The organism is Streptomyces sp. L2, assembly GCF_004124325.1.
Lineage (GTDB): Bacteria > Actinomycetota > Actinomycetes > Streptomycetales > Streptomycetaceae > Streptomyces.
In genome coordinates this window covers 4,306,768-4,331,728 of the sequence record NZ_QBDT01000001.1, presented here as the reverse complement: position 1 = coordinate 4,331,728, position 24,961 = coordinate 4,306,768, and the positions used below count along the sequence as shown (strand labels likewise).

The 24,961-nt window shown below is 72.9% G+C and carries 25 protein-coding genes; 15 read left to right on the top strand and 10 right to left on the bottom strand.

The annotated features are described in order from the left end of the window. Window positions 1–10: 10 nt before the first annotated feature. Window positions 11–394, bottom strand: a complete 384-nt coding sequence (locus tag DBP14_RS37320; protein WP_129308416.1) for a cold-shock protein — start codon at window positions 392–394, stop codon at window positions 11–13. A gap of 182 nt (window positions 395–576) precedes the next feature. Here DBP14_RS37320 and DBP14_RS19350 point away from each other — a divergent pair, with 182 nt between their 5' ends. After that, window positions 577–840, top strand: a complete 264-nt coding sequence (locus tag DBP14_RS19350; protein ID WP_129308415.1) for a hypothetical protein — start codon at window positions 577–579, stop codon at window positions 838–840. Here the strand turns inward: DBP14_RS19350 and DBP14_RS19345 are convergent. Together DBP14_RS19345 and DBP14_RS19340 are read right to left on the bottom strand one after the other, a co-directional pair. Next, window positions 804–1,439, bottom strand: coding sequence for a haloacid dehalogenase-like hydrolase (locus DBP14_RS19345; RefSeq protein ID WP_241740974.1), 636 nt, complete (start codon window positions 1,437–1,439; stop codon window positions 804–806). The genes DBP14_RS19350 and DBP14_RS19345 overlap by 37 nt on opposite strands. 318 nt (window positions 1,440–1,757) lie before the next feature. Then, complete coding sequence (locus DBP14_RS19340; protein ID WP_129308413.1) at window positions 1,758–2,813, bottom strand: hypothetical protein; 1,056 nt, start codon at window positions 2,811–2,813, stop codon at window positions 1,758–1,760. Window positions 2,814–3,072: 259 nt separating this feature from the next. Between DBP14_RS19340 and DBP14_RS19335 the strand changes: the two genes are divergently transcribed. Together DBP14_RS19335 and DBP14_RS19330 are read left to right on the top strand one after the other, a co-directional pair. Further along, window positions 3,073–5,784, top strand: coding sequence for a helicase C-terminal domain-containing protein (locus DBP14_RS19335; protein WP_129308412.1), 2,712 nt, complete (start codon window positions 3,073–3,075; stop codon window positions 5,782–5,784). A gap of 183 nt (window positions 5,785–5,967) precedes the next feature. Next, window positions 5,968–7,611: a DNA repair helicase XPB gene (locus tag DBP14_RS19330; RefSeq protein ID WP_129308411.1), complete on the top strand. Its 1,644-nt coding sequence runs from the start codon at window positions 5,968–5,970 to the stop codon at window positions 7,609–7,611. A gap of 35 nt (window positions 7,612–7,646) precedes the next feature. Here the strand turns inward: DBP14_RS19330 and DBP14_RS19325 are convergent, their stop codons facing one another. Beyond that, window positions 7,647–7,829, bottom strand: coding sequence for a hypothetical protein (locus DBP14_RS19325; protein WP_129308410.1), 183 nt, complete (start codon window positions 7,827–7,829; stop codon window positions 7,647–7,649). A 343-nt stretch (window positions 7,830–8,172) separates the two neighbouring features. Between DBP14_RS19325 and DBP14_RS19320 the strand changes: the two genes are divergently transcribed. Beyond that, window positions 8,173–10,251 carry a UvrD-helicase domain-containing protein gene (locus DBP14_RS19320; protein WP_129308409.1) on the top strand — a complete coding sequence of 693 codons (2,079 nt, stop codon included), beginning with the start codon at window positions 8,173–8,175 and terminating at the stop codon, window positions 10,249–10,251. A gap of 302 nt (window positions 10,252–10,553) precedes the next feature. Here the strand turns inward: DBP14_RS19320 and DBP14_RS19315 are convergent, their stop codons facing one another. Then, on the bottom strand, window positions 10,554–11,252 hold the full coding sequence (locus tag DBP14_RS19315) for a copper homeostasis protein CutC (RefSeq protein ID WP_129308408.1): 699 nt from the start codon (window positions 11,250–11,252) through the stop codon (window positions 10,554–10,556). Window positions 11,253–11,645: 393 nt separating this feature from the next. On the opposite strand from DBP14_RS19315, the gene DBP14_RS19310 reads away from it, so the two are divergent. Both DBP14_RS19310 and DBP14_RS19305 read left to right on the top strand, forming a co-directional pair. After that, window positions 11,646–12,245 carry a hypothetical protein gene (locus DBP14_RS19310; RefSeq protein WP_241741261.1) on the top strand — a complete coding sequence of 200 codons (600 nt, stop codon included), beginning with the start codon at window positions 11,646–11,648 and terminating at the stop codon, window positions 12,243–12,245. 62 nt (window positions 12,246–12,307) lie between these two features. Beyond that, window positions 12,308–13,402, top strand: coding sequence for a GNAT family N-acetyltransferase (locus DBP14_RS19305; protein ID WP_206739459.1), 1,095 nt, complete (start codon window positions 12,308–12,310; stop codon window positions 13,400–13,402). A 25-nt stretch (window positions 13,403–13,427) separates the two neighbouring features. On the opposite strand, the gene DBP14_RS19300 is transcribed toward DBP14_RS19305, so the two are convergent. Continuing rightward, on the bottom strand, window positions 13,428–13,859 hold the full coding sequence (locus DBP14_RS19300) for a peptidoglycan-binding domain-containing protein (RefSeq protein ID WP_164992362.1): 432 nt from the start codon (window positions 13,857–13,859) through the stop codon (window positions 13,428–13,430). A 489-nt stretch (window positions 13,860–14,348) separates the two neighbouring features. On the opposite strand from DBP14_RS19300, the gene DBP14_RS19295 reads away from it, so the two are divergent. From DBP14_RS19295 to DBP14_RS37315, 3 genes are all read left to right on the top strand, one after another. Continuing rightward, window positions 14,349–15,650 (top strand): peptidoglycan-binding protein, encoded by a 1,302-nt coding sequence (locus DBP14_RS19295; protein ID WP_164992361.1) that lies wholly within the window; start codon window positions 14,349–14,351, stop codon window positions 15,648–15,650. Between the two features lie 20 nt (window positions 15,651–15,670). After that, window positions 15,671–16,042, top strand: coding sequence for a peptidoglycan-binding domain-containing protein (locus DBP14_RS19290; RefSeq protein WP_129308405.1), 372 nt, complete (start codon window positions 15,671–15,673; stop codon window positions 16,040–16,042). Between the two features lie 204 nt (window positions 16,043–16,246). After that, a complete protein-coding gene (locus DBP14_RS37315; protein WP_164992360.1) occupies window positions 16,247–17,266 on the top strand; it encodes a DUF2690 domain-containing protein in 1,020 nt (339 codons plus the stop codon). A 33-nt stretch (window positions 17,267–17,299) separates the two neighbouring features. Here DBP14_RS37315 and DBP14_RS19280 read toward each other — a convergent pair whose 3' ends face one another. Both DBP14_RS19280 and DBP14_RS19275 read right to left on the bottom strand, forming a co-directional pair. Next, window positions 17,300–17,584: a DUF4031 domain-containing protein gene (locus DBP14_RS19280; RefSeq protein ID WP_129308403.1), complete on the bottom strand. Its 285-nt coding sequence runs from the start codon at window positions 17,582–17,584 to the stop codon at window positions 17,300–17,302. Between the two features lie 7 nt (window positions 17,585–17,591). Continuing rightward, window positions 17,592–17,972, bottom strand: coding sequence for a hypothetical protein (locus tag DBP14_RS19275; protein WP_129308402.1), 381 nt, complete (start codon window positions 17,970–17,972; stop codon window positions 17,592–17,594). A gap of 55 nt (window positions 17,973–18,027) precedes the next feature. Between DBP14_RS19275 and DBP14_RS19270 the strand changes: the two genes are divergently transcribed. From DBP14_RS19270 to DBP14_RS19260, 3 genes are all read left to right on the top strand, one after another. After that, window positions 18,028–18,927 (top strand): MurR/RpiR family transcriptional regulator, encoded by a 900-nt coding sequence (locus tag DBP14_RS19270; RefSeq protein WP_129308401.1) that lies wholly within the window; start codon window positions 18,028–18,030, stop codon window positions 18,925–18,927. 113 nt (window positions 18,928–19,040) lie between these two features. Beyond that, on the top strand, window positions 19,041–19,970 hold the full coding sequence (gene murQ, locus DBP14_RS19265; protein ID WP_129308400.1) for an N-acetylmuramic acid 6-phosphate etherase: 930 nt from the start codon (window positions 19,041–19,043) through the stop codon (window positions 19,968–19,970). Window positions 19,971–20,120: 150 nt separating this feature from the next. Next, the gene (locus tag DBP14_RS19260; RefSeq protein WP_129308399.1) at window positions 20,121–20,348 is read left to right on the top strand and encodes a hypothetical protein; all 228 of its coding nucleotides are present in this window, start codon (window positions 20,121–20,123) and stop codon (window positions 20,346–20,348) included. On the opposite strand, the gene DBP14_RS19255 is transcribed toward DBP14_RS19260, so the two are convergent. Further along, on the bottom strand, window positions 20,332–21,018 hold the full coding sequence (locus DBP14_RS19255) for a class I SAM-dependent methyltransferase (protein WP_129308398.1): 687 nt from the start codon (window positions 21,016–21,018) through the stop codon (window positions 20,332–20,334). The genes DBP14_RS19260 and DBP14_RS19255 overlap by 17 nt on opposite strands. 252 nt (window positions 21,019–21,270) lie before the next feature. On the opposite strand from DBP14_RS19255, the gene DBP14_RS19250 reads away from it, so the two are divergent. The 3 genes from DBP14_RS19250 to DBP14_RS19240 are packed head-to-tail and all read left to right on the top strand — an operon-like array spanning window position 21,271 to window position 23,463. Next, window positions 21,271–22,152, top strand: a complete 882-nt coding sequence (locus DBP14_RS19250) for a hypothetical protein (RefSeq protein WP_129308397.1) — start codon at window positions 21,271–21,273, stop codon at window positions 22,150–22,152. A 59-nt stretch (window positions 22,153–22,211) separates the two neighbouring features. Continuing rightward, window positions 22,212–22,892 (top strand): Uma2 family endonuclease, encoded by a 681-nt coding sequence (locus DBP14_RS19245; protein ID WP_241740973.1) that lies wholly within the window; start codon window positions 22,212–22,214, stop codon window positions 22,890–22,892. Window position 22,893: 1 nt separating this feature from the next. Continuing rightward, a complete protein-coding gene (locus DBP14_RS19240) occupies window positions 22,894–23,463 on the top strand; it encodes a hypothetical protein (RefSeq protein ID WP_129308396.1) in 570 nt (189 codons plus the stop codon). Window positions 23,464–23,501: 38 nt separating this feature from the next. On the opposite strand, the gene DBP14_RS19235 is transcribed toward DBP14_RS19240, so the two are convergent. Continuing rightward, on the bottom strand, window positions 23,502–24,665 hold the full coding sequence (locus tag DBP14_RS19235; RefSeq protein ID WP_164992359.1) for an NADH:flavin oxidoreductase: 1,164 nt from the start codon (window positions 24,663–24,665) through the stop codon (window positions 23,502–23,504). Window positions 24,666–24,961 lie beyond the last annotated feature (296 nt).

Sequence of the window (24,961 nt, the reverse complement as noted above, 5' to 3'; positions counted from 1 at the left end):
TCGGCCCCGATCAGACGTCCAGCTGGTCGGCCACGGCGCGCAGCAGACCGGCGATCTTCTTCCCGGAGGTCTTCTCGGGGTAGCGGCCCTTCTCCAGCATCGGCGTGATGTTCTCGAGGAGGGTCGTCAGGTCCTGCACGATGGAGGCCAGCTCGTCCGGCTTCTTCCGCTGCGCCGCGGCGACCGACGGGGTGGGGTCGAGGATGGTCACCGACAGCGCCTGGTCGCCGCGCTGACCGGCGACGACACCGAACTCCACCCGCTGTCCCGGCTTGAGCGCTTCGACTCCGGCGGGGAGAACCGAGGAATGGACGAAGACGTCAGCGCCGTCGTCACGGGAGAGAAAGCCGAAGCCCTTCTCACTGTTGAACCACTTGACCTTGCCGGTGGGCACGTCTGTCCTCGTCCTCGTACTCGTCGGAAAACTGCTCGGAATGGCTGCTTGACGGGCTCTTGATAGCAGTGAAGCGGGTCGACCATGACCCGCCGCCCGCCGCTACCAAGGCTAATGGTCTTCGGGCGGGTGACAAGACGTCCCCCGGTTTGTTCCCTCGCGCTGGGAACTACCCTGGTCGGGTGAGTGACAAAACCCAGACGGATTCCGCCGGGCCCGGTGACGGGCTGATCCGCGCCGGTGCCCTCGTCTTCTTCGCCGGGGCGGTGGCCACCCTCGTCACGGTGTTCCCGCTGTTCCTCGGTGCGTCGCCGTTCCCGACGTACATGTACGGGCTGAGCATGCTCATGGCCGTCGGGTTCCTCGTCGCCGGCGCGGGTGTGCTGCGGTCGGTCGCGGCGGGGCGGCGTCAGGCGCGCGAGGCCGCCGGCTCCGCCTCCCGGTAGCCGGCCAGCCAGGACGGGAAGGCGCCGAGGTCGTCCAGGACGACGTCCGCGCCGGCCGCGCGCAGCTCCTCCGCGTCGCACGGGCCGGTGGCCACGGCCACCGACAGCGCGCCTGCCGCGCGGGCCCCGCGTACGTCGCCCACGTGGTCGCCGACGTACACGCTCGCGTCGTAGTCCCGCAGGGCCTCCGCCTTCCGCTCGGCCCACAGGCCGCCCACGACCGCGTCGGGCTCGATGCCGAGGTGGGCCAGGTGCAGCTTGGCGTTGGACTCGTACTTCGCCGTGACGACGAGCGCCCGCCCGCCGGCCGCCCGCACCGCCGCGATCGCCTCCCGGGCGCCGGCCATCGCGGGCGTCGGCTCGATGGCCATCGTCGGGTATATCTCCCGGTACAGGTCGCTCATCGCGGGGATCACCTCCTGCGGGAACCAGTTCGCCAGCTCCAGCGCGAGCGGCGGCCCGAGCCGGGTCACCGCCGCGTCGGCGTCGATGTACGTCCCCGTCCGCTCCGACATCGCCAGATAGCAGGCGCGAATGCCGGGCCGGGAGTCGATGAGGGTCATGTCGAGGTCGAAACCGACGGTGAGCAGCGAGGTCATGGCCCTCATTGTGCCGGGTACCCGAACGGCCTCCGGCACCCCGAGGACGCCGGTGGCTTGAATCCACCGCGGGCAAGCGCCGCCGGCCCCGCCGCGCTTGGACGCCGGGGGCACCTGGATCTGGCGCGCTTCGGCTTCGCCGCGGTTTGACGCCGGGGGGCCTTGATCCGCGGTGCATCGGCCCGCAGCGCTCGGGCACCGGGCGGCTTGGCCCCCCGGACGTCAATCCCATCGCGCTTCGACGCCGGGCGGTCGGGACCGCCGTGCGTCAGACCGTCGCTCTTCAGCGCCGGGTGATTGGATGCGCCGCGCCCCGCGTCAGCTGCGTCGTTGGGAGCGCCAGGTCAGGTAGAGGGCCGAGGCGATGGCGGCGCCCCGGACTACCCACGGCCAGGTCGCGGAGACCGCGTCGCCCATGTGGCCCTGGGCGATGGGGGTGCCCCAGCGGCCGTTGTCGCGGCCCCACAGCCACACCAGCCCGGCGGCGAGCGCGGCGCCGGGCAGGACGAGCACGGCCCACTTGGTCTCGGCGGGGCTCAGCCGACGGGAGCCGTAGGCGATCAGCCAGCCGAGAATCAGCGCCAACCAGTTCCCGAGCACCGCGCCCGCGACCAGCGCGGCCGCGGCGAGCAGCAGGAGGGGGTTGCTCCAGCCGGTCGCGGGGCGGGGCAGGAGCCGGCGACTGCGCTGCCGTGCGGGGGCGGGGCTGTCCGTGGCGTCCAGGGCGCCCGGCCCCGTTTCCTCCTGCGGCCCGCCCTCCCCCGCCTCGGGTTCCGTCTCCTTCGGGGGGCGCTTGAGCAGCTCGGGGATCTCCACACCCCCGACGAACCCCGGTACGGCGTCCATCTCTCCGGGTCCGAACGGGCTGCCCTCCCCCCTCCCCCAGCCTCGAATCCGCTCGGCCGGGGGGACCCCCATCCAGTCGGGCTGCGTGACGCTGTCCCCGAGTTCGTGCGCGGGCGCCAGGTGGGGCGGGGAGGCGGCGTCCGGGGGGACGGCGGAGGCCTTCGGTCCCTCGGGACGCGGACGCGGGACGACCCTGCGCAGCCCCTTGGGCCGCTCCTCGGGCTCCGGTTCCGCCCGGTCCCGGCGCCGGGGCTCCGGTTGTACGGGTACGGAGGCGGCCGGCGGCTGCGGGGCGGCCGGGGTTCCTCCGGCGGCCTCGACCACCTCGGCGGGGCTGCCCAGGCGGGCGATGATGCGGCGCACGGCGGCGGGGCTGTCCACGGGAGTCTTGGCGCGCCGGCGGTCGATCTCGTTGCGCAGTTCCGAGACGAGGCGCATCCGCGTGCCCGACGGCAACTGCCGCTGCTGGGCGATGTCGCCGACACGGCTCAGGTACTCGTAGACGACTTGGTCACTCTCGATCCCCACGAAGCCCCTCCGGGGGTGCGGCGTTGTCCCTGCACGAAGGTACCGCCAACCGAAGGGCCCCCGGAGCTGCCGTACCCCCGGGGGCTGCCGCCCCCAGCCCCCCCAACCGCGGGCAGGCGTGCCGCAAGGGCGGCACGGGTGGGCGCGGCGGCACGATGACAGCACCGGGGCACCCGACCCACCCCCGCTCGGCCCCCGCACCGCCCGCTGGACGGCAGTCTCGGCCAAACCGTCAGAGACACCCGGTACCGTGACTCGGATGAGTACCGAGGAGAAGCCGGCGGCAGCCCCCCGCTCGCTCGCGGAGTCACTCCGCGAACGCGGCGACGCCTCCCTGGCCGCACTCCTGCGCAGCCGCCCCGACCTCATCACCCCCGTCCCCACCGACCTCACCCAGCTCGCCACCCGCGCCGGCACCCGCGCCTCCGTGCTCCGCTCACTCGAACGGCTGGACCGCTTCGCCCTGCAGACCGCGGAGGCCCTGGCCGTGGCCCCGGACCCGGCGTCGTACCAGGCGCTGCTCGGTCTGATGGCGGGCGACGCCGGTGACGAGGCGACCACCGCCGCGCTCCCGCACGCCCTCGCCACCCTGCGCGAACAGGCCCTGGTGTGGGGCGGCGACGACCGCCTGCACCTCGTCCGCACGGCCCGCGAACTCCTCGCCCCGTCCGCGCAGCACCCCTCCCCGACCGGCCTCGGCCCCACCGTCCAGGAGGCCACCTCGGGCATGTCGCCGGGCCGGATCCAGGACATCGTCACCACCGCCGGGCTGCCCACGACCCACGACTCGGTCTCCGCCGTCACCGCGCTGACCGCCCTGTTCACCCACCGCAAGAAGATGGCCGCCCTGCTCAAGGCCGCCCCCGAGGCGTCCGCCGAGGTGCTGGAACGGCTGGTGTGGGGGCCGCCGTACGGGCACGTCACCCCCGAACCGGCCGCCCATCTGCGCTGGCTGCTGGACCGCGGCCTGCTGCTGCCGACCGCGCCCGGCACCGTCGTACTGCCCCGCGAGGTCGCCCTGCACCTGCGCGCGGGCCGCGCCCACCGCGAGCCGGAGCCGCTGCCGCCGGCCGTGGACGCCGCCGCCACGTACCGCCCGCAGATCGTGGACGCCACCGCCGCCGGGCAGGCGTACACCGCGCTGGCCACGGTCGAGGAACTGCTGAAGGACTGGGACGAGGGCGGTCCGGCCGTGCTGCGGGCCGGCGGGCTGAGCGTGCGGGACCTGAAGCGGACGGCGGTCGCCCTGGACGTGCCCGAACCGGTCGCCGCCTTCTGGGTCGAACTGGCCTACGCCGCCGGTCTCCTCGCCTCCGACGGCGAGGCCGACGAGCGGTTCGCCGCCACCCCCGCCTACGACGAGTGGCTGGAAGAGCCCCCCGCCGAACGCTGGTCCCGGCTGGCGACGGCCTGGCTCACGGCGACACGGACCGCCGGGCTGGTGGGCGGCCGGGACGCCAAGGACCGCGCGCTGTCCGCGCTGGGCCCGGGCCTGGACCGCTCCGCCGCGCCGGAGGTACGCCACCGGGTGCTGGCCCTGCTCGCCGCGCTCCCCGAGGGCGCCGCCCCCGCGGCCGACACGGTGCTGGCCCGGCTCCGCTGGGAACGCCCGCTGCGCGGCCCCCGCACCGACGACGACCTGCGCTCCCGCCTCGCCCGCTGGACCCTCTCGGAAGCGGAACTCCTCGGCGTGACCGGCCGAGGCGCCCTGTCCACCCAGGGCCGCGCCCTCCTGGGCACCCCGGCACCGGCCTCGGCACCCGGCCGGACGGCAACCCCGGGCAGTGCCGTCGTCGTACCGGCCTCGACCGACACCACCCCGGACTCCGTCGGAACACCGCCCGCCGACACGGCCCCGGGCAGGGCGCCGGCCCCCGGCAAGGTTCCGGCATCGGCGCCCGCAGGGACACAGGCCGACGGCGGCCCCGGCGACAAGCTCCCCGTCCATCATCAGGCGGCCACGGCCACGCCCGCCCCCGCGACCAGCACCGACCCCCCGGCCCCCCTCTCCCCGCCCGAGCAGGCCGTCGCCGGTGCCGCCGCCGCCCGGCTGCTCGCGCCCCTGTTGCCCGAGCCGCTGGACCACGTCCTGTTGCAGGCGGACCTGACCGCGGTGGCCCCCGGCCCGCTGCGGCGGCCGCTCGCCGACATGCTGGGGGTGCTCGCGAACGTCGAGTCCAAGGGCGGCGCGACGGTGTACCGCTTCACCCCGGCCTCGGTCCGCCGCGCCCTGGACGCCGGACAGACCGCCGCCGACCTGCATGCCTTCCTCACCGAGCACTCGCGGACGCCCGTCCCGCAGCCGCTGGCGTATCTGATCGACGACGTGGCCCGCAAGCACGGCCACCTGCGGGTGGGCACCGCCTCGGCGTACGTCCGCTGTGACGACGACGCCCTGCTGAACGAGATCCTCGCCGACAAACGGGCCGCCGGTCTGCGGCTGCGCCGGCTCGCCCCGACGGTGCTGGCCACCCAGTCCGACCCGGCCGCGCTGCTGGAGGGGCTGCGCGCCATGGGGTTCGCGCCGGCCGCCGAGTCCGCCGAGGGCGACGTCGTGATCACCCGCGCCCACGCGCACCGCACCCCGCCGCGCTCCGCGCCCGAGCCGGTACCGGACGGCCCGCCGCCGCCCGACACCACGCTGCTCGCGGCGGCGATCCGCGCGATCCGGGCCGGCGACCTGGCCGCCACCACCCCCCGCAAGCCGGCCGGGGCCGGTGCACCGCTCGCCGGCGGGGAACTGCCCCGCACCTCCTCCGCGGAGACGCTCGCCACCATGCAGGCCGCCGTCCTGACCGGCGAGGCTCTGTGGATCGGCTACGTCAACGCCGAGGGCACGGCCAGCCAGCGCGTCATCGCGCCGATCCGGGTCGAGGGCGGCTTCGTGACGGCGTACGACCACACGGCGGACGAGGTGCGGACGTACCCGCTGCACCGCGTCACGGGCGTCGCGGAACTGGCGGAGGACTGAGGCCTCCCCGGCCTCCCCATGACCCGAACCCGGACCTGCCCCATGACCGGGACCCGCACCTGCCCGATGACCGGGACCCGCACCTGCCCGATGACCGGACCCCGGACCTGCCCGTGATCGCCGGGGTTTAGGGCACACTGGACGTTTGGCCGCTGTCTCAGGCCGTGCGGAAGGATTACGCAGGTGAATGGTCCGCTGATCGTCCAGTCCGACAAGACGCTGCTCCTGGAAGTCGACCACGAGCGGGCCGACGACTGCCGTCGGGCCATCGCGCCCTTCGCCGAACTGGAGCGGGCGCCCGAGCACATCCACACCTACCGGGTCACCCCGCTGGGCCTGTGGAACGCGCGGGCCGCCGGGCACGACGCCGAACAGGTCGTCGACGCGCTGGTGGAGTACAGCCGCTACCCGGTGCCGCACGCGCTGCTCGTCGACATCGCCGAGACCATGGACCGCTACGGCAGGCTGGCCCTGTCCAAGCACCCCGCGCACGGACTGGTGCTCACCACCACCGACCGGCCGGTGCTGGAGGAGGTACTGAAGTCCAAGCGGATCGCCCCGCTGGTCGGCGCCCGGATCGACGCGGACACCGTCGCCGTGCACCCCTCCGAACGCGGGCAGATCAAGCAGACCCTGTTGAAGCTGGGCTGGCCGGCCGAGGACCTCGCCGGGTACGTGGACGGCGAGGCGCACCCCATCGAACTGGCCGAGGACGGCTGGGCGCTGCGGCCGTACCAGAAGCAGGCCGTGGAGAACTTCTGGCACGGCGGCAGCGGCGTCGTCGTACTGCCCTGCGGCGCCGGGAAGACGCTGGTCGGTGCCGGCTCCATGGCGCAGGCCAAGTCGACCACGCTGATCCTCGTCACCAACACCGTCTCCGCCCGGCAGTGGAAGCACGAGCTGGTGAAGCGGACCTCGCTGACCGAGGACGAGATCGGCGAGTACAGCGGGACGCGCAAGGAGATCCGGCCGGTCACCATCGCCACCTACCAGGTGCTGACGACCCGGCGGAAGGGCGTCTACCCGCACCTGGAGCTCTTCGACTCCCGCGACTGGGGTCTGATCGTCTACGACGAGGTCCATCTGCTGCCCGCTCCCGTCTTCAAGTTCACCGCCGATCTGCAGGCCCGCCGCCGGCTCGGTCTCACCGCGACGCTGGTGCGCGAGGACGGCCGCGAGTCGGACGTGTTCTCCCTCATCGGCCCCAAGCGGTTCGACGCGCCGTGGAAGGAGATCGAGGCGCAGGGCTACATCGCGCCCGCCGACTGCGTCGAGGTCCGCGTCAACCTCACCGAATCCGAGCGGCTCGCCTACGCCACCGCCGAGACGGAGGAGAAGTACCGCTTCTGTGCGACGACGGCGACCAAGCGGAAGGTCACGGAGGCGCTGGTGCGCCGGTTCGCCGGCCAGCAGATCCTCGTCATCGGCCAGTACATCGACCAGCTGGACGAGCTGGGCGAGCATCTGAACGCGCCGGTGATCAAGGGCGAGACGTCCAACGCGCAGCGCGAGAAGCTGTTCGACGCGTTCCGTGAGGGCGAGATCAGTGTGCTCGTGGTGTCGAAGGTGGCGAACTTCTCCATCGACCTGCCGGAGGCCACGGTCGCCATCCAGGTGTCTGGCACGTTCGGCTCGCGCCAGGAGGAGGCACAGCGCCTCGGCCGCGTCCTGCGCCCCAAAGCCGACGGTCACCAGGCCCACTTCTACTCGGTGGTCGCCCGGGACACCATCGACCAGGACTTCGCCGCGCACCGCCAGCGGTTCCTGGCCGAACAGGGCTACGCGTACCGGATCATGGACGCCGACGAGATCCTCGCCGACGGCTGAGCAGACCGCTCAACGGCCGGCTCACGCGAGCCCGCTCACTTACGGCGTATGCCCGCTTCCTCGCCGTACTCACCGAGGATCACGACGCCGAAGGCGGCCTCCGCGAACACCTTGACGGCACGCAGCGCGTTGCCCAGCGGGTGGCGGTGGGGGCCGTCCACGGCCGTGGCACCGGTGGGGGGTCGGACAGGGGCTGGAGAGATGGTTGCTGCGCTCATGTCCCCATGGTCCGACTTGGGACACCGATCCGGAATCGGCCCACGGGTCCAATCACGGAGGCCTCCGAGTAGACCCCTGGGTGGACTCCGGCCCCTACTCCGGGGGCCTCCACCCCCTAGGGGACGGCGCCGGGACGGTGAGGGACGGGGGCCGGGACGGGGACAGGGCCGGCGGCCGGTAAATCCATTGGTCCCTATCCTGCCCCACCACCTAGAATCTCCTCTCTTGCCCGCCTCCCGCACCGCGGAGCGCGGCCGCCCGGACGGAAACCGGACGGCACCGACGTACCGACGCAACCCACGCAGCAGGCCCACAGGCCAGCAGGTCACCGGAGGCACCCCCTTGTCCACGCCCGCCCACGACCCCGTCGCCACGCCCCTCGCGGACGGCGACGACAACCCCCTCCTGCGCGAACGCTCCCACCTCTCCGCGTCCCGCTCCGCGCTGCGGGCCATGCGTGAGGACGTCGAGTCGCTGGACATCAGGGACGTCACCGCGAACTGGGTCAACGCCGAGGTCCTGGCCCGCCAGATCGACGACCGCATCAAGGCGCTCGCCGACCTCAGCGACACCCCGCTCTTCTTCGGCCGCCTCGACTACCTGCACGCACCGGGCGCCGAGCAGGCGGAAGGGGCGTACGGGGAGAGGTTCTACATCGGGCGCCGGCACGTGCACGACGCCGACGGCGACCCCATGGTCATCGACTGGCGCGCGCCCGTCTCCCAGCCGTTCTACCGGGCGTCCAAGAAGGACCCGCTGGACATCGCGCTGCGCCGCCGCTTCGGCTACACCGGCGGCGACCTCACCGCCTACGAGGACGAGCACCTGTCCGACCCGGCCGAGGCGGCCACCACCAGCAAGCTACTCCAGCAGGAGATCGAGCGGCCGCGCGTCGGCCCGATGCGGGACATCGTGGCCACCATCCAGCCCGAGCAGGACGAGATCGTCCGCTCCGGCCTGTCCGGCACGGTCTGCGTGCAGGGAGGGCCCGGCACCGGGAAGACGGCGGTCGGCCTGCACCGGGTGGCGTACCTGCTGTACGCGCACCGGGAGCGGCTCGCCCGCACCGGCACGCTGGTCATCGGGCCGAACAAGTCATTCCTGCACTACATCGAGCAGGTCCTGCCCGCGCTGGGCGAGCTGACCGTGCGGCAGGCCACCGTCGACGACCTGGTCGCGCACGTGGAGGTGGGCGGCACGGACGAGGCGACCGCCGCGATCGTCAAGGGCGACGCCCGGATGGCCGAGGTCCTCAGGCGTGCCCTGTACGCGCACGTGACCATGCCGGCGGAGCCGGTCGTGGTCGTGCGCGGCTCGCGCCGGTGGCGTGTCCCGGCGTACGAACTGGAGGACATCGTCCGCGAGTTGCTGGACCGGGACATCCGCTACGGCGCCGCCCGCGAGGCCCTCCCGCAGCGGATCGCGCACGCGGTGCTGGTACAGATGGAGCGGTCCGGGGAGGCGCCGGACGACAGGGTGCAGGACGCGGTCGCCCGCAACAGCGCGGTGAAGGCGGCCGTGAAGGCGATCTGGCCGGACGTCGATCCGGCCAAGCTGGTGCTGCGGCTGCTCACCGACGCGGACTTCCTCGCCGAGCACGCGGAGGGGGTCCTCGACGAGGACGAGCAGAAGACGATCCTGTGGGCGAAGCCCGTGCGGAGCGTGAAGTCGGCCAAGTGGTCCGCCGCGGACGCGGTGCTGATCGACGAGGCGACCGACCTGATCCGGCGTACCCACTCCCTCGGCCATGTCGTGCTCGACGAGGCGCAGGACCTCTCCCCGATGCAGTACCGCGCGGTCGGCCGCCGCTGCACGACGGGCAGCGCGACCGTCCTCGGCGACCTGGCGCAGGGTACGACGCCGTGGGCGACCCGGAGTTGGGACGAGGCGCTGGCCCACCTGGGCAAACAGGAGGGTGTCATCGAGGAGTTGACGGCCGGCTTCCGCGTCCCCACGGACGTCATCGCCTACGCCTCCCGCCTCCTCCCCCACATCGCGCCCGGCCTCGCCCCGGTCGCCTCGGTCCGGGAGAACCCGGGCTTCTTCGAGGTGCGTACGGTGACGGAGACCGCCGAAGTCGTCGCCGCCTGCGAGGAGTTGCTGCGGCACGAGGGCTCGACCGGCCTGATCGCGGCGGACTCCCGCGTCCCCGCGCTCGCCGAGGCCCTGACGGCGGCCGGCATCTCCCACCTCTCCCCCGGCGAGGAGACGACCCGCGACACCCGCCTCACCCTGGTCCCGGCCTCCCTCGCCAAGGGCCTGGAGTACGACTACGTCGTCCTGGACGAACCCCAGGCCGTGGTCGACGCCGAACCAGACGAACGAACGGGCCTACGCCGCCTCTACGTCTCCCTCACCCGAGCGGTCTCCGGCCTCACGGTCACCCACACGACCCCGCTGCCGCCGCAACTGACCGACTAGGCCGAGCAGGGCGCCCCGAAAGGGGCGCGGGGCTCTACCAATATGCGGCTCCGCCACGCGGGCGCGACCAGCCACACGCGACCCGCACGAGGGAAGACGGGCGCGCCCCTGCAAGGGGCGCGGGGCTCTACCAATATGCGGCTCCGCCGCGCGGGCGCGACCAGCCACACGAGACCCGCACGAGGGAGGACCGGGCCGCCCCGAAAGGGGCGCGGGGCTCTGCCCATATCCGGCTCCGCCGCACGGGCGCGACAAGCCACAACGCACCCGAACACGCACCGCCACCCCCTCGGCGCAAAGACCTACCCGTCCAACACCGCACGCCACTCCGCCACAGCCCCCGCAGACACCGCCCCCTCCCACCCCCGGGGTCGCGCCGCCCCGCCGATGTGGAAGGCGTCGAGCCCGGCGTCCACAAGCGCCGGCACGTGTTCAAGGCGCAGCCCGCCGCCGACGAGGATCGTCTGGTCGTACCCCTGTTCGCCCCGTCGGCACGCCTCCGCCGTGAGCGTGGACAGGCCGCCGTCCACCCCCTCAGCCGCCCCCGCCGTCAGGTAGGTGTCCAGCCCCGGCAGGTCGGCGAGCTGCTTGCGCAGCGCCTCGCGGTCGGCAGCGCGGTCGATGGCCCGGTGGAACGTCCAGCGCGCGCCGTCCAGCGCGGCGACCACCCGTTCGACGGCGTCGAGGTCCACGCCGTCCTCCGCGTCGAGGAAGCCGAGCACGAACTGGTCGGCCCCCGCGTCCCGCAGCTCACGGGCCACGCCCACCAGCCGGTCGAGGTCCTTGGCGTCGCCCGCCGCGAACCCGTCCGCCAGCCGGAGCATCACGCGCAGGTCGATGTCGACGGCGGCCCTTATCCCGGCGAAGGTCCGCGCCGAGGGAGTGAGGCCGTCGGCCGCCATCTCGGTGACCAGTTCGAGGCGGTCCGCGCCTCCCGCCTGGGCGGCCACCGCGTCCTCGATGTCGAGGGCGATCACCTCCAGGACTGCACGCTTGCTCATGGCACCCCATTCTTCGGCCGGGCACGGGTAGGACAGTGACATTGACAGTGACAGTGGCAGCAGGCACTACAGGTCTAGTCCAATTTAGACTATGCCCCGCCGCACCGGCCCCCACGCCCCGGGTGCCGGTGACCACACGCCAAGGGGGCCATGGCCGAGAATGGGGAGATGGCCGACCCCGATGCCCTGCGCGCCCGCTTCGTCCGCGCCCTGGAGGCCGCCCGCGCACCCGGCGGCACCCCGGCCTCGCGGCCGCACGCCGATCTCGCGCCGCACGCCGACCCCAACCCGGTACCGCACCCCGACCCGCTGCCGCCCCCCAACCCCGCGCCGCACACCGAGCATGCCCCCGCACCGCACGCAGACCCCGCGCCGCACGCCAGCCATGCCCCCGTGTCGCACCCCGCCCCCGCCCCGCACCCCGACCCCCTCCCGTACGCCGACAACCTCCTCGCCCGCTGGCAGGAGCCGCAGCGGCACTACCACACGCTGACCCATCTGACCGCGGTGCTGGACCACATCGACACCCTGGAGGCGTACGCGGCGGAGCCGGACCTCGTCCGGCTGGCCGCCTGGTTCCACGACGCGGTCTATCTCCCCGACCGCTCGGAGAACGAGGAGCGCTCGGCCCACCTCGCCGAACGCGCCCTCCCGGAGGCCGGCGTCCCCGCGTCCGCCACCGCCGAGGTGGCCCGCCTGGTCCGGCTGACCGTCACCCACGACCCCGCCGTCTCCGACACCAACGGCCAGGTCCTGTGCGACGCCGACCTCGCCGTCCTCGCCGCGCCTCCGTCGGCGTACGCCGCCTACACGGCCGAGGTCCGCGAGGAGTACCACTTCGTCCCGCCCGACGCCTTCCGCGAGGGCCGCTCGGCGATCCTGCGCCACCTCCTGTCCCTGCCCGCGCTGTTCCGCACGCCCTACGGGCAGGAGCACTGGGAGGCCACGGCCCGCTACAACCTCACGGCCGAACTGGACCTGCTGTCGTCCTGAGGGGAGGGGAAATCGGGTCGCCCCGCCCGGCCCGCGCCCCCTACCCTTCGGGCATGCTTGCCATGGGTGGGGATCAGGTGGACGAGGCCGTCGCGGGATGCGTGGCGGTGCTGCGGGACGCCGTGGGCCGGGACTGGACCGCGGTCAACGCCGGGCGGGTGGAATGGAGTTGCCTCACCACGGCGTTCCACATCGCCGAGGACCTGATCGCCTACGCCGCCAACCTGGCCGGCCGCGCCCAGGACGACTACGTCCCCTTCGAGATCACCCTCGACGACGGCACCGACAACTCCGGCCTGCTGCACGTCATCCAGTCCACCGGCGCCCTGTTCGCCGCCGCCGTCCGCACCACCCCGCCCGGCGTCCGCGCCTTCCACCCCTACCCGTTCCGCAGCGCCGACCGCGAGGGCTTCGCCGCGATGGGCGTCGCCGAGGTGCTGCTGCACACCCATGACATCGCCGAGGGCCTCGGCCTGGACTACGAGCCGGGCGAGGAGCTGGCCCAGGCCGTGCTGGAGTGGCTGTTCCCGCACGTCCAGCCCGGACCCGCCCCCTGGCCGACCCTGCTGTGGGCCACCGGACGCGGCGAGCTGCCCGGCCGGGCCCCGGTCACCGAGTGGCGCTGGCACAACAACCTCGTCCTCCCGACCGAGCGCCTCGTCCTCACCGGCATCCGCCCCGCCGCCGCCCGTGACCTGCGCCTCGGCGGCGACGGCGGCTTCGAGTGGATCGAGGGCGGCCCGTACGACGGCACGCGCCAGGCCGCCGGGTTCATGACCAAGGCGTACGAAGCGGGCGTCCACCGCCCCGAGTTCGGGGTCTTCGCCCTCGTCCGGCGGGAGGACGGGCGGGCGGTCGGCGGCATGGGCTTCCACGGCGTGCCGGACGAGGACGGCCGCGTCGAGATCGGCTACGACCTCGTCGAGGGCGCTCGCGGCCAGGGCTACGCCACGGAGGCGCTGAACGCGCTCGCGGAGTGGGCGCTGGCCCGGGACGACGTCAGCATGGTCTTCGCCTCGATCGAGGCGGACAACGCTCCGTCCCAGCGCGTGGTGGCCCGGGCGGGGTTCACCCGGGCGACCGTGGAGGAGGAGCGCACGGCTCACGCGGAGCACGACCTGGACACGGCCCTGCGGCTCTACATCCGCCGAGCCTGACGCGCGGCACCGGCGCCCGGCGGCGTCAGCACGCATGCTCCGCCTGGACGGGAAAGTCGCTGACGACGTCCAGCTCGTTCCAGGTCTTCGGGCCGACGATGCCGTCCTGGTCCAGTTTGAAGCAGCCCTGGAACTTCACCACGGCGTTGTACGTCAGCCCGCCGAAGACACCGTCCTCCGTGAGGTTGGCGCCGGTGACGTTCTGATTCAGCTCGCACTGGAGCTCCTTCACCGCCGCCCCGGTGTCGCCGTAGCTCAACTCCGGCTCCGCGGTGGTGTACCGCTTCCCGCAGTACTGGTAACTGAAGGCGGCGGAGGCGGTCCCGGCACCGGCCACACCCCCACCGAGGAGCAGGGCGGTCGCGGTCGCGAGCGTGAGAAGTCTCCGGGTGGTTCCACCGCTTGCGGTGCGTGCGTTGCTTGCGGTGCTTGCGGTGCTTGCGGCTCTTCTGGGCATGAGGGCTCCCTCGTATGGGGTGTGTCGGTGTGCCGCGAGCCGGCCGGACTCAACCGCCGTAGACGGTCCAGGAGTCGGGCGCGGGTCCATGGGCCTCGCGCTGCGGCACCGCGGTGATCAGGACTGTTCCACAGCGGGGAGCGAGGGGACAACGCCTTGCCGTCCCACGACGGACCGAGCACCGTCCCACGACCGACCGGTCACCGTCCCACGGCTCTGACCTGCTGTTTCCCTGACAGCTCCCGGTGAACGAGGGACGCTCACCGGCCGGCCGCCGGCCCCCATGTCCCCAGCGCCGTCCCACCGTTCGGTCCAGCCGCAGGTCAGCGGCGCGGGACGTCCCAAGGGATCCCAACCCTGCCGTTCGCGCTGGCGGGACGGTGATGCCGTGGCCAAGGATGGTCGTCGCCGGCCGGCACCCACCTCCCCCCACACCACTCCATCCGTCCCTCCCCGGGCATGCTCCGGGACATCAGGGAGAGAATTCACGTGTCCACAACGACCCTCCGCACGCCCAGACGTGCGGGCGGCTCCTACGCCACCTCGCTGGCGCTCGCCCTCGCGGCGGTGCTGGTCGGCCTGCTGCTCGGACCGGCCGCGTCGCAGGCCCACGCGGCGACCGACGTGCGCCTGCTCCAGCGCGACCTGGCCGGCCTCAGCTACGCCCCGCTCAGCGGTGTCGACGGCGTCTACGGCAGCCAGACCACCGCGTCGGTGCGCCACTTCCAGAGCGACAACGGCCTCGCCGTGGACGGCGACGCCGGTCCCGCCACCATGAGCGCGCTCACCGCGAAGGTGAAGCAGGTGCAGAGCAAGGCCGGCACCTCGGCCGACGGCGACTACGGCTCCGGCACCCTCAGCGCGGTGAAGGCCTACCAGAGCGCACACGGCCTCGACGCCGACGGCATCGCCGGCCCGCTGACCATGGGCGCGATGAACATCGACCGCATCACCTCCAGCGGCAGCGGCGCGAGCAGCGACACCAAGCTGCTCCAGCGCAACCTGGTCGGCCTCGGTTACCTGGGCGCGGGCGGCGTGGACGGCGTCTACGGTCCCGCCACCAAGGACGCGGTGCTCTCCTTCCAGAGCGACAACGGCCTGGAGGTCGACGGCATCGCCGGCCCGCAGACCAACGCCGCGCTCACCACGAAGGTGAAGCAGGTGCAGAGCAAGGCCGGCACCCCGGCCGACGGCGACTACGGCCCCGCCACCACCAGCGCGGTGAAGACCTACCAGAGCGCACACGGCCTCGACGCCGACGGCATCGCCGGCCCGCTCACCATGGCGTCCATGGGCATCGCCCGCGAACTGGGCGGCAGCAGCGGCTCGGGCGGGGAGAGCGGTGGCACGCCCAGCGTCCCCCCGCTGTCCGGCAGCGTCCGCGACAAGATCGTGCAGGCCGCCCGCTCGCAGCTCGGCGTCCACGAGTGGGGCAACAACTGCAACCCGTACGGCCCGTGCGAGGCCTGGTGCGCCCTGTTCGCCAGCTGGACCTGGCGGCAGGCCGGCATCAACTTCAGCACGGCGTTCAGCGGTGACTTCTACTACTACGGGCGCAACCACGGCACGCTGCACAGCGGCCTGAGCAACCCGCAGCCCGGCGACGCCATCGTCTTCGGCAGCGGCCCGCAGAGCACCAGCACCAGCGTGCACGTCGGCATCATCGAGAAGGCCAACTCGGACGGCACCGTCGACACCATCGAGGGCAACTCCAGCGACCAGGTGATCCGCCACCACTTCAACCCGGCCGCGCGCGGCGCCTACGCGATCGTCTCCCCCGCCGGCGCCTGACCCACCGAAGGAACACATCCATGCGTATCAAGTTCGCGGCCGCCGCCGCGGGGCTCCTGCTGGTCACCGGCCTCGGCGCCGGGATCGGCGGCGCGACCAGCGCCTCCGCGCTCTCCTGGGGCAACTACTGCAGCAGCTACACCCTCAGTGAGCCCCAGGTGAGCTACGGCGACACCGGTGACGCGGTCAAGGCCGTGCAGTGCGCGCTGAACCGCAGCGTGAGGAACGCGAACCTCGCCGAGGACGGCATCTTCGGCAAGCAGACCCGCAGCATGGTCGTCAAGTTCCAGGGCTGCGCCGGCCTCGACAAGGACGGCATCGTCGGCCCCAAGACGTGGCGGCAGCTGGACGTCTGGAGCGACTGGGACACCAGGGCCAACTGGATCTGCTGACAACGGACTGCTCCCTTCGAACGCCGCCGCCGCGGCAGCGTGCCGTCACGGCGCGCTGCCGCGGCGGCGGTATGCTTCCGTTCGAATTTCAGGACCGGAGCACCGGGCCTGAGACGGGGGGAACCACCAAGCGAGCCGGCCGCGTGCCGGTCCGTCGCTGCGCCCTCGGCTCGGGCCGGTGGTCCATCAGCGAACGGGCTGACGTTGAGCGACAGAAACCTCCCCGCATCCAGACCTGAGCCTGGCGACGGTGCCGGGCTGCACACGGAACTGGGCACGCTGAAGCAGCGGTCCGGGCTCAGCTACGCCCGGATCAGCGCACTCACCCACTACTCAAAGTCCTCCTGGGAACGCTGGATCAACGGCAAGCAGTTCCCGCCCCGTGACGCCGTGGAGAGCTTCGCCCGCGCCGCGCGCGCGGACGCCGGGCCCCTGCTGGACCTGTGGGACCGGGCCGACCGGGCGCGGGGCACGGGCGGCAACGAGCCGGACGAGCGGAACACGGAGCGGCCCGGCGACACAACGCCCGCCGCCACGCCCGATGCCGGCCCCGCCGCCACACCCGTCACCGTCCCCCTGGACTCACCCGCCACCGGACCCGAGGGCGGGCCCGAAACCGGCCCCGACGGCGAGCCCGGTGCCGACCCCGGTGCCCGCCCCGACGGCGTACCCGGCGCCGGCCCGCGGCCCGCGCCCCGGACGGGACGTCGATGGTCCTCGCCGCCCCTGATCGCGGCGGCGGTCGCGTCCTGCGCCGTCCTGACGGCCACCGGTGTCGCGATCGCGCACTACTCCTCGAACGACCCGGACAAGGGCAGGGCCACCGCCGCGAACCTGGCCACCGGGAGCCCCGCTTCCGCGCACACCGACCCGGTCGGCTGCACGCACGCCGGCTGCACGGGCAAGGACCCGATGACCATGGGGTGCTCCCGGGACGGTCAGACGCTCGCCCTGATCCGCAACGGCAAGATGGTGATCGAACTCCGGTACAGCAGGGAGTGCGGCGCCACCTGGGGGCGGATCACCTACACCAAGCCCAAGGCCGTCGTCGATGTGAACAACTCCAGCGGTGTCAGCGAGGCGAGCCCCGTGCACTGGGGCAACGACGTCTACTCCCCGATGGCCGAACTCAGCGGGCACCAGACGTCCTGGGCCTGCGGCACCCAGCCGGACGGCAAGAGCCGGACGTGCACCGTGCACAGCCCGGTCCCCGCCGGGCACTGAGGCACCACCGGACGGCGGCCGACGCGCCCCGGCTCAGGGGGAGCCGGTCGTCCCGGAACCGGACCCCTTACGGCGCCGCAGCCCCGCCCCCCACAGCAGCCGTACCACCTCGCGGCTGCTGACCTCCACCGCGCCGGCGGCCACCGCGTCCGCGTACCGGTGCGCGGGGAGGTCGTAGTGGTCGCGCTCGAACGCCCGGCGGGGCACGCTCAACGCCTCGGCGAACAGGTGCAGTTCGTCGTACGACGCGTCGCTCACCAGGTGCGACCACATGCGCCCGTGGCCCGGCCAGGCGGGCGGGTCGACGTATATCGTCATCAGGGCCTCACGAGGACGGAGTCGCGCCGGTGGCCCGGCCCAGCGAGCCCACCGCGGCGACCTTCACGCCCGCCTTGCCGCACACCCAGTGCGGGTCGGGGCCCAGTTCCGGCTCCACGTCCAACGCGTGTGGGTCCGTGGGGCACACCGGGCACAGCGGCCAGCGGCCGCGCCGCTCCAGCAGCGCGTCCTGGACGTCCTGCGCGACCAGCCCCGCCACGAAGGCGGCGCCCTCCGGCCACTGCTCCACCCACCAGCGCCGGTGCGTGACGGACTCCTCGACGAGCGAGACCACGTCGGCCTCCGCGACCTCGCCGGCGACCAGATCGGCGAGCACCAGGGCGCGCGCGGCGTGCAGCGCCTGCTCAAGGGGGCTGATGGGGTCCATGCCCCCATTGTGCGCACTCTTGACCGCGACACCGAACCGAAAATATCTTTCACGTGTGACCCAGGACGTGAAGGAAATTTTCGGAACCGCCCTCGGTGCCAAGGTGCGCACCCTCGCTCCCTCCATGACCCGGTCCATGCAGCGCGTCGCCGAGGCCGTCGCGGGCGATCCGGCCGGCTGCGCCGCTCTCACCGTCACCGGACTCGCGGAGCTCACCGGCACGAGCGAGGCCACGGTCGTCCGCACCGCGCGGATCCTCGGCTACCCCGGCTACCGCGACCTGCGCCTCGCCCTCGCCGGCCTGGCCGCGCAGCAGCAGTCCGGGCGGGCGCCCGCGATCACGACGGACATCGCGGTGGACGATCCCATCGCCGACGTCGTCGCCAAGCTCGCCTACGAGGAGCAGCAGACCCTCGCCGACACCGCCGCCAACCTCGACACCGGCCAGCTCGGCGCGGCCGTCACCGCGCTGGCCGGGGCGCGGCGGACGGACGTGTACGGCATCGGGGCGTCCGGGCTGGTCGCCCAGGACCTCACCCAGAAGCTGCTGCGGATAGGGCTCATAGCCCACGCGCACAGCGATCCGCACCTCGCCGTCACCAACGCGGTGCAGTTGCGCTCGGGTGACGTGGCGATCGCGATCACCCACTCCGGGTCGACGGGTGACGTGATCGAACCGCTGCGGGTCGCCTTCGAGCACGGCGCGACGACCATCGCCATCACCGGCCGGCCCGACTCGCCCGTCACGCAGTACGCCGACCACGTGCTGACCACGTCCACCTCCCGGGAGACCGAGCTGCGACCGGCCGCGATGTCCTCCCGGACCAGCCAACTCCTGGTGGTGGACTGCCTGTTCGTGGGGGTGGCGCAGCGGACGTACGAGAGCGCGGCGCCCGCCCTGGCGGCGTCCTACGAGGCACTGGCCCACCGGCACCGCAGCAGCGGAAGCAGATAGCGGACGGCCGGTGACCGGTATCCCGTCACTGCCATCAGACAGAGCAGGTAGTACGTCCGTACGCGCAGCAGGATCCGGCAGGATCCGGCAGGACCCAGGAAGAGCCACCCCCCATGACGTCGCATGATCTCCGGTCCGAGTTGGCATCCCTGACCACCGAGGCGTTCCGGCCCGAGCTCGCCGGGATCGACCAGTTGCCCACCCTCGACCTGGCGCGCCTCATGAACGGTGAGGACGCGGGCGTGCCGGCCGCCGTGGCCGCGCAGTTGCCGCGCATCGCCGCCGCGATCGACGCCATCGCCGAGCGTATGGCGCGCGGCGGCCGGCTGATCTACGCCGGTGCCGGCACGGCGGGCCGCCTCGGCGTCCTCGACGCCTCCGAGTGCCCGCCCACGTTCAACGCCGACCCCGGCCAGGTCGTCGGACTGATCGCGGGCGGGGCGGAGGCGATGGTCACCTCGGTCGAGGGCGCCGAGGACTCCCCCGCGCTGGCCCGCGCCGACCTGGACGCGCTGAAGACGGCCCCGGCCGACACGGTGGTCGGCATCTCCGCCTCCGGGCGCACCCCGTACGCGATCGGCGCCGTGGAGCACGCCCGCGCGCTGGGCGCCCTGACCGTCGGCCTGGCCTGCAACGAGGGCAGCGCGCTCGCGGCAGCCGCCGACCACGGGATCGAGGTCGTCGTCGGCCCCGAACTGCTCACCGGCTCCACCCGGCTGAAGTCGGGCACGGCGCAGAAGCTGGTGCTGAACATGCTGTCGACGATCACGATGATCCGGCTGGGCAAGACGTACGGGAACCTGATGGTCGACGTCCGCGCCTCCAACGACAAGCTGCGCGCCCGCTCCCACCGCATCGTCTCGCTGGCCACGGGGGCCTCCGACGAGGACATCGAGAAGGCGCTCACCGAGACGGGCGGCGAGGTGAAGAACGCGATCCTCGCGATCCTGGCCGACGTGGACGCGACGACGGCCGCCCGCCTCCTGGAGGAGTCCGACGGCCATTTGCGCGCGGCGCTGGCGGGGGCGGGGGCAGCCGGCTGAGCAAGGCCCGGCCAACCGGTCTCCGCCCCCACCCGGGAGCACCGGCCAACCGGCGTACGGACACCACCCGGGAGCACCGGCCAACCGGCGTACGGACCCCTCACCAGGAACACGGGCGTGACGGACGCCCGGGGCTGTCGTTCGCCAGGCATGATGAAGAAGCTGCTGGCCACCGCCGCCCTCACCGTCTCCGCCGCCGCCCTGGCCGCCCCGGCCCACGCCGACGACGCCCACTGGACCACCACCGCCACGGACACCGGCCGCTGCGTCGGCAAGCTGGTCGTGATGCCGGTGGCCAAGGCCGTCACCCCGATCCCCCTGACCGACACCCCCACCCCCACCTGCGGCAGCGGAAGCCTGATCAACAGCGCGGGCTGACCTGCGCCCGCTCCGGCGCCCGCCACACCAGCGTGTAGCGCCAGAAGAGCCGCCGCCGAAGCCGGACACCGGGCAGCACCCGACGGGCCTCGGCGGCGATCTCGGCGAAGCCCATTCCGGGCTCACGCACGCGAGCGGTCATGGAGACCGGCCGCGCCCCGGCCCGCCCCCGGTTCTTCAGCCACCCCGTCGCCGCGTTGAGCGGTATGGCGACGAGCCCCAGGACATGATCGAGGGGACTCTCGGCCCGGGCACAGCCGACGACCACCACCGTGCCACCGGGAGCCAATTCCTCCCGGAACCGGGCGAGGGTGCCGGCGAAGGGGAGGTGGTGGAGTACGGCGACACAGGTGATGACGTCGTACGGTCCGACGGGCAGCCCCCGGCCCGCGTCGGCCGGCGTGTAGGTGACGGGGGCCGAGTCGGACGTCAACTCCCTGGCCCGCCCGAGGATTTCGGCGTCCGCATCGATCCCGTGCACCTCCTCGGCCCGCCCAGCCAGCGCCCGGACCAGGTCACCGCCCCCACACCCCACGTCCAGCGCCGGGCCGAAGCGGCGGGGCAACTGCCGTAGCAGCCAGGGGTGATAGTGCGCGTTGTGGTCCCACGGATGGTCCGCGTTGAACCGGCTGAGGGCGTTCAGGAGGCGGTCCGGGAGAGTCGTCGTCACGGTCCCAGTCCACCACCGACGGCAACCCTGCCCGAAGCTCAAGTTCCGTGCTTCGAGGTCCGAGACCTCTTTCTGTGGAGTGGGTGGTGGGTCTCAACCCACCCTCCCACCCCGCGTGTTGACTTGACGCGTTCGACTTGCCACGAAGAGTCACCGGGCTCTAACGTGCCGTCAGACGTAAATGGCCCCCGCCGGTGCGCCAACACCTGTGCGAGGGCCTGACCTACAAGATCGAAGGAAGATTTCGATCCCATGGCTGACGCCGATTTTAGTGCTGCCCCCGCCTCCGCGCACCCCCTCGCCAAGCCGGGTTACGGCAAGCGTTCCGTGCCGGGGCAACCGACTCGCCGGAACGACGACTTCGCCCACCTCCCGCCCCGCGAAGCCGCCATCGCCGCCTACCTCGACCGGTTGCCCGAGGGCGCAGACATCTCCGTGAAGACGCTGGCCAAGGTGCTGCCGTACGGGCAGTGCGCCCTCGGCACCGCGCTACGGCGGTTGCAGCGGGAAGGGCATCTGCGGCGCGGACGCGAACGCCTGCCCGGCACGGACGTCGTCCGCTGGATCACCCGATCGTGGTTCTCCCGCGACGCGCGCGACGATGACTGGTGGGCCGGGTTCGTACGAGGAGACGCACCTGCCGAGAGCCTCTCGTCCCCTCGGCCGACCCGCTCGCGCGCCCACGTCCTCCTCGCCGCCCTCGGCCGCACCGCCCCCGTGCTGTCCCTGTCCGGAGCCGACTGCGCGGCCCTCGCCCCGCTGGTCGCGGAGTGGTTCGCGAGGGGCGCCCGGGACGAGGACGTACTACGGGCCTTGACCGCCGGGCTGCCCAGCCCCGTCCACCATCCGGCCGCGCTGGTCCGCAGACGGCTGACCGACAAGCTGCCGCCCGCACCGGCGGCACCCGAACCTCCCCGGCAGTCCCCTCCCCGCCGGCTCCTGGAGTGCGCGGAGTGCGGTGTGCCGGGACGGCCGGAGGCGCTGCCGGGCGGGCTGTGCCGGGGCTGCCGGGGCGCGCGCCCGGCCGACCGGCCGCACTCCAGTGCGCCCCCTTCACCCTCCGCCATCCGTGACTATGCCTCCGGCATGCGTGCTGTGATTTTGGAACGACGACGAGAAGGGCGACTCGGATGACCGCTTCTACGGTCCGGCATCACCACACCGGGGCAGCATGGGAGCAAGGAGGCAACGCCATGACCCATGACACCGCTGATCGCCCCCAGATGTCCGTCGAGGACTTCGAAGAACTCGTCCGCAGGGCTCCGAGCGAGCTGCGCAACCGGCTGGAGTTCCTCGGCGGTCGGCTGTACATCCGGCACGGGCCGCTCGACGTCGACGAGTTCGAGGAGCTGGAGGCCAGCGCCCCGGAAACCGTGCGGCTGGAGTACATCAACGGAAAAGTCGAGGTCAAGGCAGTGCCGGACGGCAACCATCGGGAGATCCTCATCTGGCTCCAGGAGCAGTGCATGCAGCACCGGCCCGATCTGCGCGTCTACCCGGAGTCCGGGGTCAAGGCGGAGGCCTACTGCAAGGGCCGAGCCCGCACGGACGGAGCCGTCGCGCGCAAGGGACATTTCACCGGGCACGGCGAGTGGTCGGCTACCGACGGCATCCTGATGGCTGTGGAGATCACCTCCCACGACCGGGACACGGACAAGCGTGACCGCGTGGAAAAGCCCGTCGGCTATGCGACGGCCGGTATCCCCCTCTACCTCCTCATCGACCGCGACAACCGCAGGGTCACGGTGTTCAGCGAGCCGAAGGACGGCCGGTACCAGCAGGCTCCCTCCTACCCTTGGAGTACCCCCGTGGATCTGCCCGAGCCGCTGGGCTTCACCCTGGACACCCAGGAACTCAAGGAGTACGCGGACTGACATGAACCACGCCCAGCTCACCGCCCTCGGACGGGCCCTCCGTGTCCTCGGGGAGCACGGGGAGCAGCTCTCCGGTGACACCCCGGACTCCCGGCTGCACGAGATCAAGGCCGATCTGCGGCGCGCCCTCGATCGGCTGGACGAGGCCGTCGAGGCGGACAAGCCCGCCACCCGGTGCCCCGAGCACCCGAACGGGCCGGTGGACGAGGACGCCGTGGACCGCTGCCTCCTGTGCGAGACCCGGCGCCGGGCCGCCCGGCGGGCGGAGCACGGGGGCAGGGCGCCCGCCGTCGAGGCCCCTGCACCCGTGCCGTCCCGGTACGGCGTCCGCGCCGACCGGCCCCAGCCGCAGCAGCGCTGGCTGCCGGAGGAGTGGAACGGCCGCGAGTGGCAGCTGTGCGGCACCCCGCGCCGCGACCTGCGCGAGGCGGAGGCGTATCTCGCCGCCCAGCGGCGCGGCTCCCGCCCGGCGATGGCGTACCGGCTGGTGCACGAGTTCACCGACTACGAGGTGCTGCGGGTGTGGGGGACGCCCGTGTACGTCGACATCCAGCCGATGGGCAATCTGTAGGACCTGCGGACAGCCCCCACCGGCGTCCCCGCCCCGCCTCAGCTCAGCGTCTGCAGCGCCGCCGCGTCGTACGGCTTCAGCTCGTCGAAGCGGTCCGCGAGGACCTTCGCCGCCCACTCCGGGTCCTGGAGCAGGGCGCGGCCGACGGCGACCATGTCGAACTCGTCGCGCTCCAGGCGGTCCAGCAGATTGTCCAGGCTGCCCAGCTCGGCGCCCTGCCCCTGGAACGCCTTGATGAAGTCGCCGTTGAGACCGACCGAGCCGACGGTGATGGTGGGCTTGCCGGTGATCTTCTTCGTCCAGCCGGCCAGGTTGAGGTCGGAGTCGTCGAACTCGGGGAGCCAGTAGCGGCGGGTGGAGGCGTGGAAGGCGTCGACGCCGGCCGCCGCGAGCGGGGTCAGGATGGCCTCCAGCTCCTCGGGGGTCTCGGCGAGACGGGCGTCGTAGGCCTCCTGCTTCCACTGCGAGTAGCGGAAGAGGACCGGGAAGTCGGGGGAGACGGCCTCGCGGACGGCCGCGACGATCTCCGCGGCGAACCGGGTACGGGCCACGGGGTCGCCGCCGTAGGCGTCGGTACGGCGGTTGGTGCCGGCCCACAGGAACTGGTCGAGCAGGTAGCCGTGGGCGCCGTGCAGCTCGACGCCGTCGAAGCCGATGCGCTCGGCGGCGGCCGCGGCCTCGGCGAACGCGCCGATGACGGCGTCCAGGTCGGCCTGGGTCATCGCCTTGCCGGTGGCCTCGTCCTCACCGATGCGCAGCCCGGACGGGCCGACGGCGGGTGCCTCGGCGAAGGGCGGCTGGCCCTCCTTGCGGACCATGCCGATGTGCCACAGCTGCGGGACGATCGTGCCGCCCCCCGCGTGCACCGCCTCGGCGACCTTCGCCCAGCCCGCCAGCTGGTCCTCCCCGTGGAACCGCGGGACGCGGCTGCTCTGGCCCGCCGAGTCGTGCCCGACGTACGTGCCCTCGGTGACGATCAGGCCGACCCCGGCGGCGGCGCGGCGGGCGTAGTACGACACGACGTCCTCACCGGGGACGCCGCCCGGGGAGAACATGCGGGTCATCGGGGCCATCACGATCCGGTTGGGGACGGTGAGGCCGCCGAGGGTGATCGGGCGGGAGAGGATCGCTGCCGCTCGGGAGGCGATGGGGGTGACGGTCACGGGGAGGGCTCCTTGGGAACGGGGCTGCTTATACCGCATGGTATGTGCGCACGCATTGTTGCAGCTCCTTAAGCAACCTCCTATGCCGTACGGCACATTCCCGAGGAGGGGGTTCTGTTTCGCCGGTGACTGCGGGTGCTTCGTGGTTGCTCGCGCAGTTCCCCGCGCCCCTGAAGGGGCGTCCACTGCACCTACCTCAGGGGCGCGGGGAACTGCGCGACAAGCCCCCACGCACCCGCAGCCGCCGACAACGCCCGAGGGCGGCACCCCTTGTCGCGAATTTCTCGCAACAAAGGGTGCCGCCCTCGGCAAGGACGTTGATCAACCGGAGCCGG

Bases quoted from the DNA above. Each gene is read 5' to 3' on its own strand.
- DBP14_RS19315 (WP_129308408.1), bottom strand. From the start codon at position 11,252: ATGAGCAAGCGTGCAGTCCTGGAGGTGATCGCCCTCGACATCGAGGAC.
- DBP14_RS19345 (WP_241740974.1), bottom strand. From the start codon at position 1,439: ATGACCTCGCTGCTCACCGTCGGTTTCGACCTCGACATGACCCTCATC.
- DBP14_RS19275 (WP_129308402.1), bottom strand. From the start codon at position 17,972: ATGGACCCCATCAGCCCCCTTGAGCAGGCGCTGCACGCCGCGCGCGCC.
- DBP14_RS19260 (WP_129308399.1), top strand. From the start codon at position 20,121: ATGATGAAGAAGCTGCTGGCCACCGCCGCCCTCACCGTCTCCGCCGCC.
- DBP14_RS19240 (WP_129308396.1), top strand. From the start codon at position 22,894: ATGAACCACGCCCAGCTCACCGCCCTCGGACGGGCCCTCCGTGTCCTC.
- DBP14_RS19290 (WP_129308405.1), top strand. From the start codon at position 15,671: ATGCGTATCAAGTTCGCGGCCGCCGCCGCGGGGCTCCTGCTGGTCACC.
- DBP14_RS19250 (WP_129308397.1), top strand. From the start codon at position 21,271: ATGGCTGACGCCGATTTTAGTGCTGCCCCCGCCTCCGCGCACCCCCTC.
- murQ (WP_129308400.1), top strand. From the start codon at position 19,041: ATGACGTCGCATGATCTCCGGTCCGAGTTGGCATCCCTGACCACCGAG.
- DBP14_RS19245 (WP_241740973.1), top strand. From the start codon at position 22,212: ATGACCCATGACACCGCTGATCGCCCCCAGATGTCCGTCGAGGACTTC.
- DBP14_RS19325 (WP_129308410.1), bottom strand. From the start codon at position 7,829: ATGAGCGCAGCAACCATCTCTCCAGCCCCTGTCCGACCCCCCACCGGT.
- DBP14_RS19300 (WP_164992362.1), bottom strand. From the start codon at position 13,859: ATGCCCAGAAGAGCCGCAAGCACCGCAAGCACCGCAAGCAACGCACGC.
- DBP14_RS19280 (WP_129308403.1), bottom strand. From the start codon at position 17,584: ATGACGATATACGTCGACCCGCCCGCCTGGCCGGGCCACGGGCGCATG.
- DBP14_RS19235 (WP_164992359.1), bottom strand. From the start codon at position 24,665: ATGCGGTATAAGCAGCCCCGTTCCCAAGGAGCCCTCCCCGTGACCGTC.
- DBP14_RS19335 (WP_129308412.1), top strand. From the start codon at position 3,073: ATGAGTACCGAGGAGAAGCCGGCGGCAGCCCCCCGCTCGCTCGCGGAG.
- DBP14_RS19305 (WP_206739459.1), top strand. From the start codon at position 12,308: ATGGGTGGGGATCAGGTGGACGAGGCCGTCGCGGGATGCGTGGCGGTG.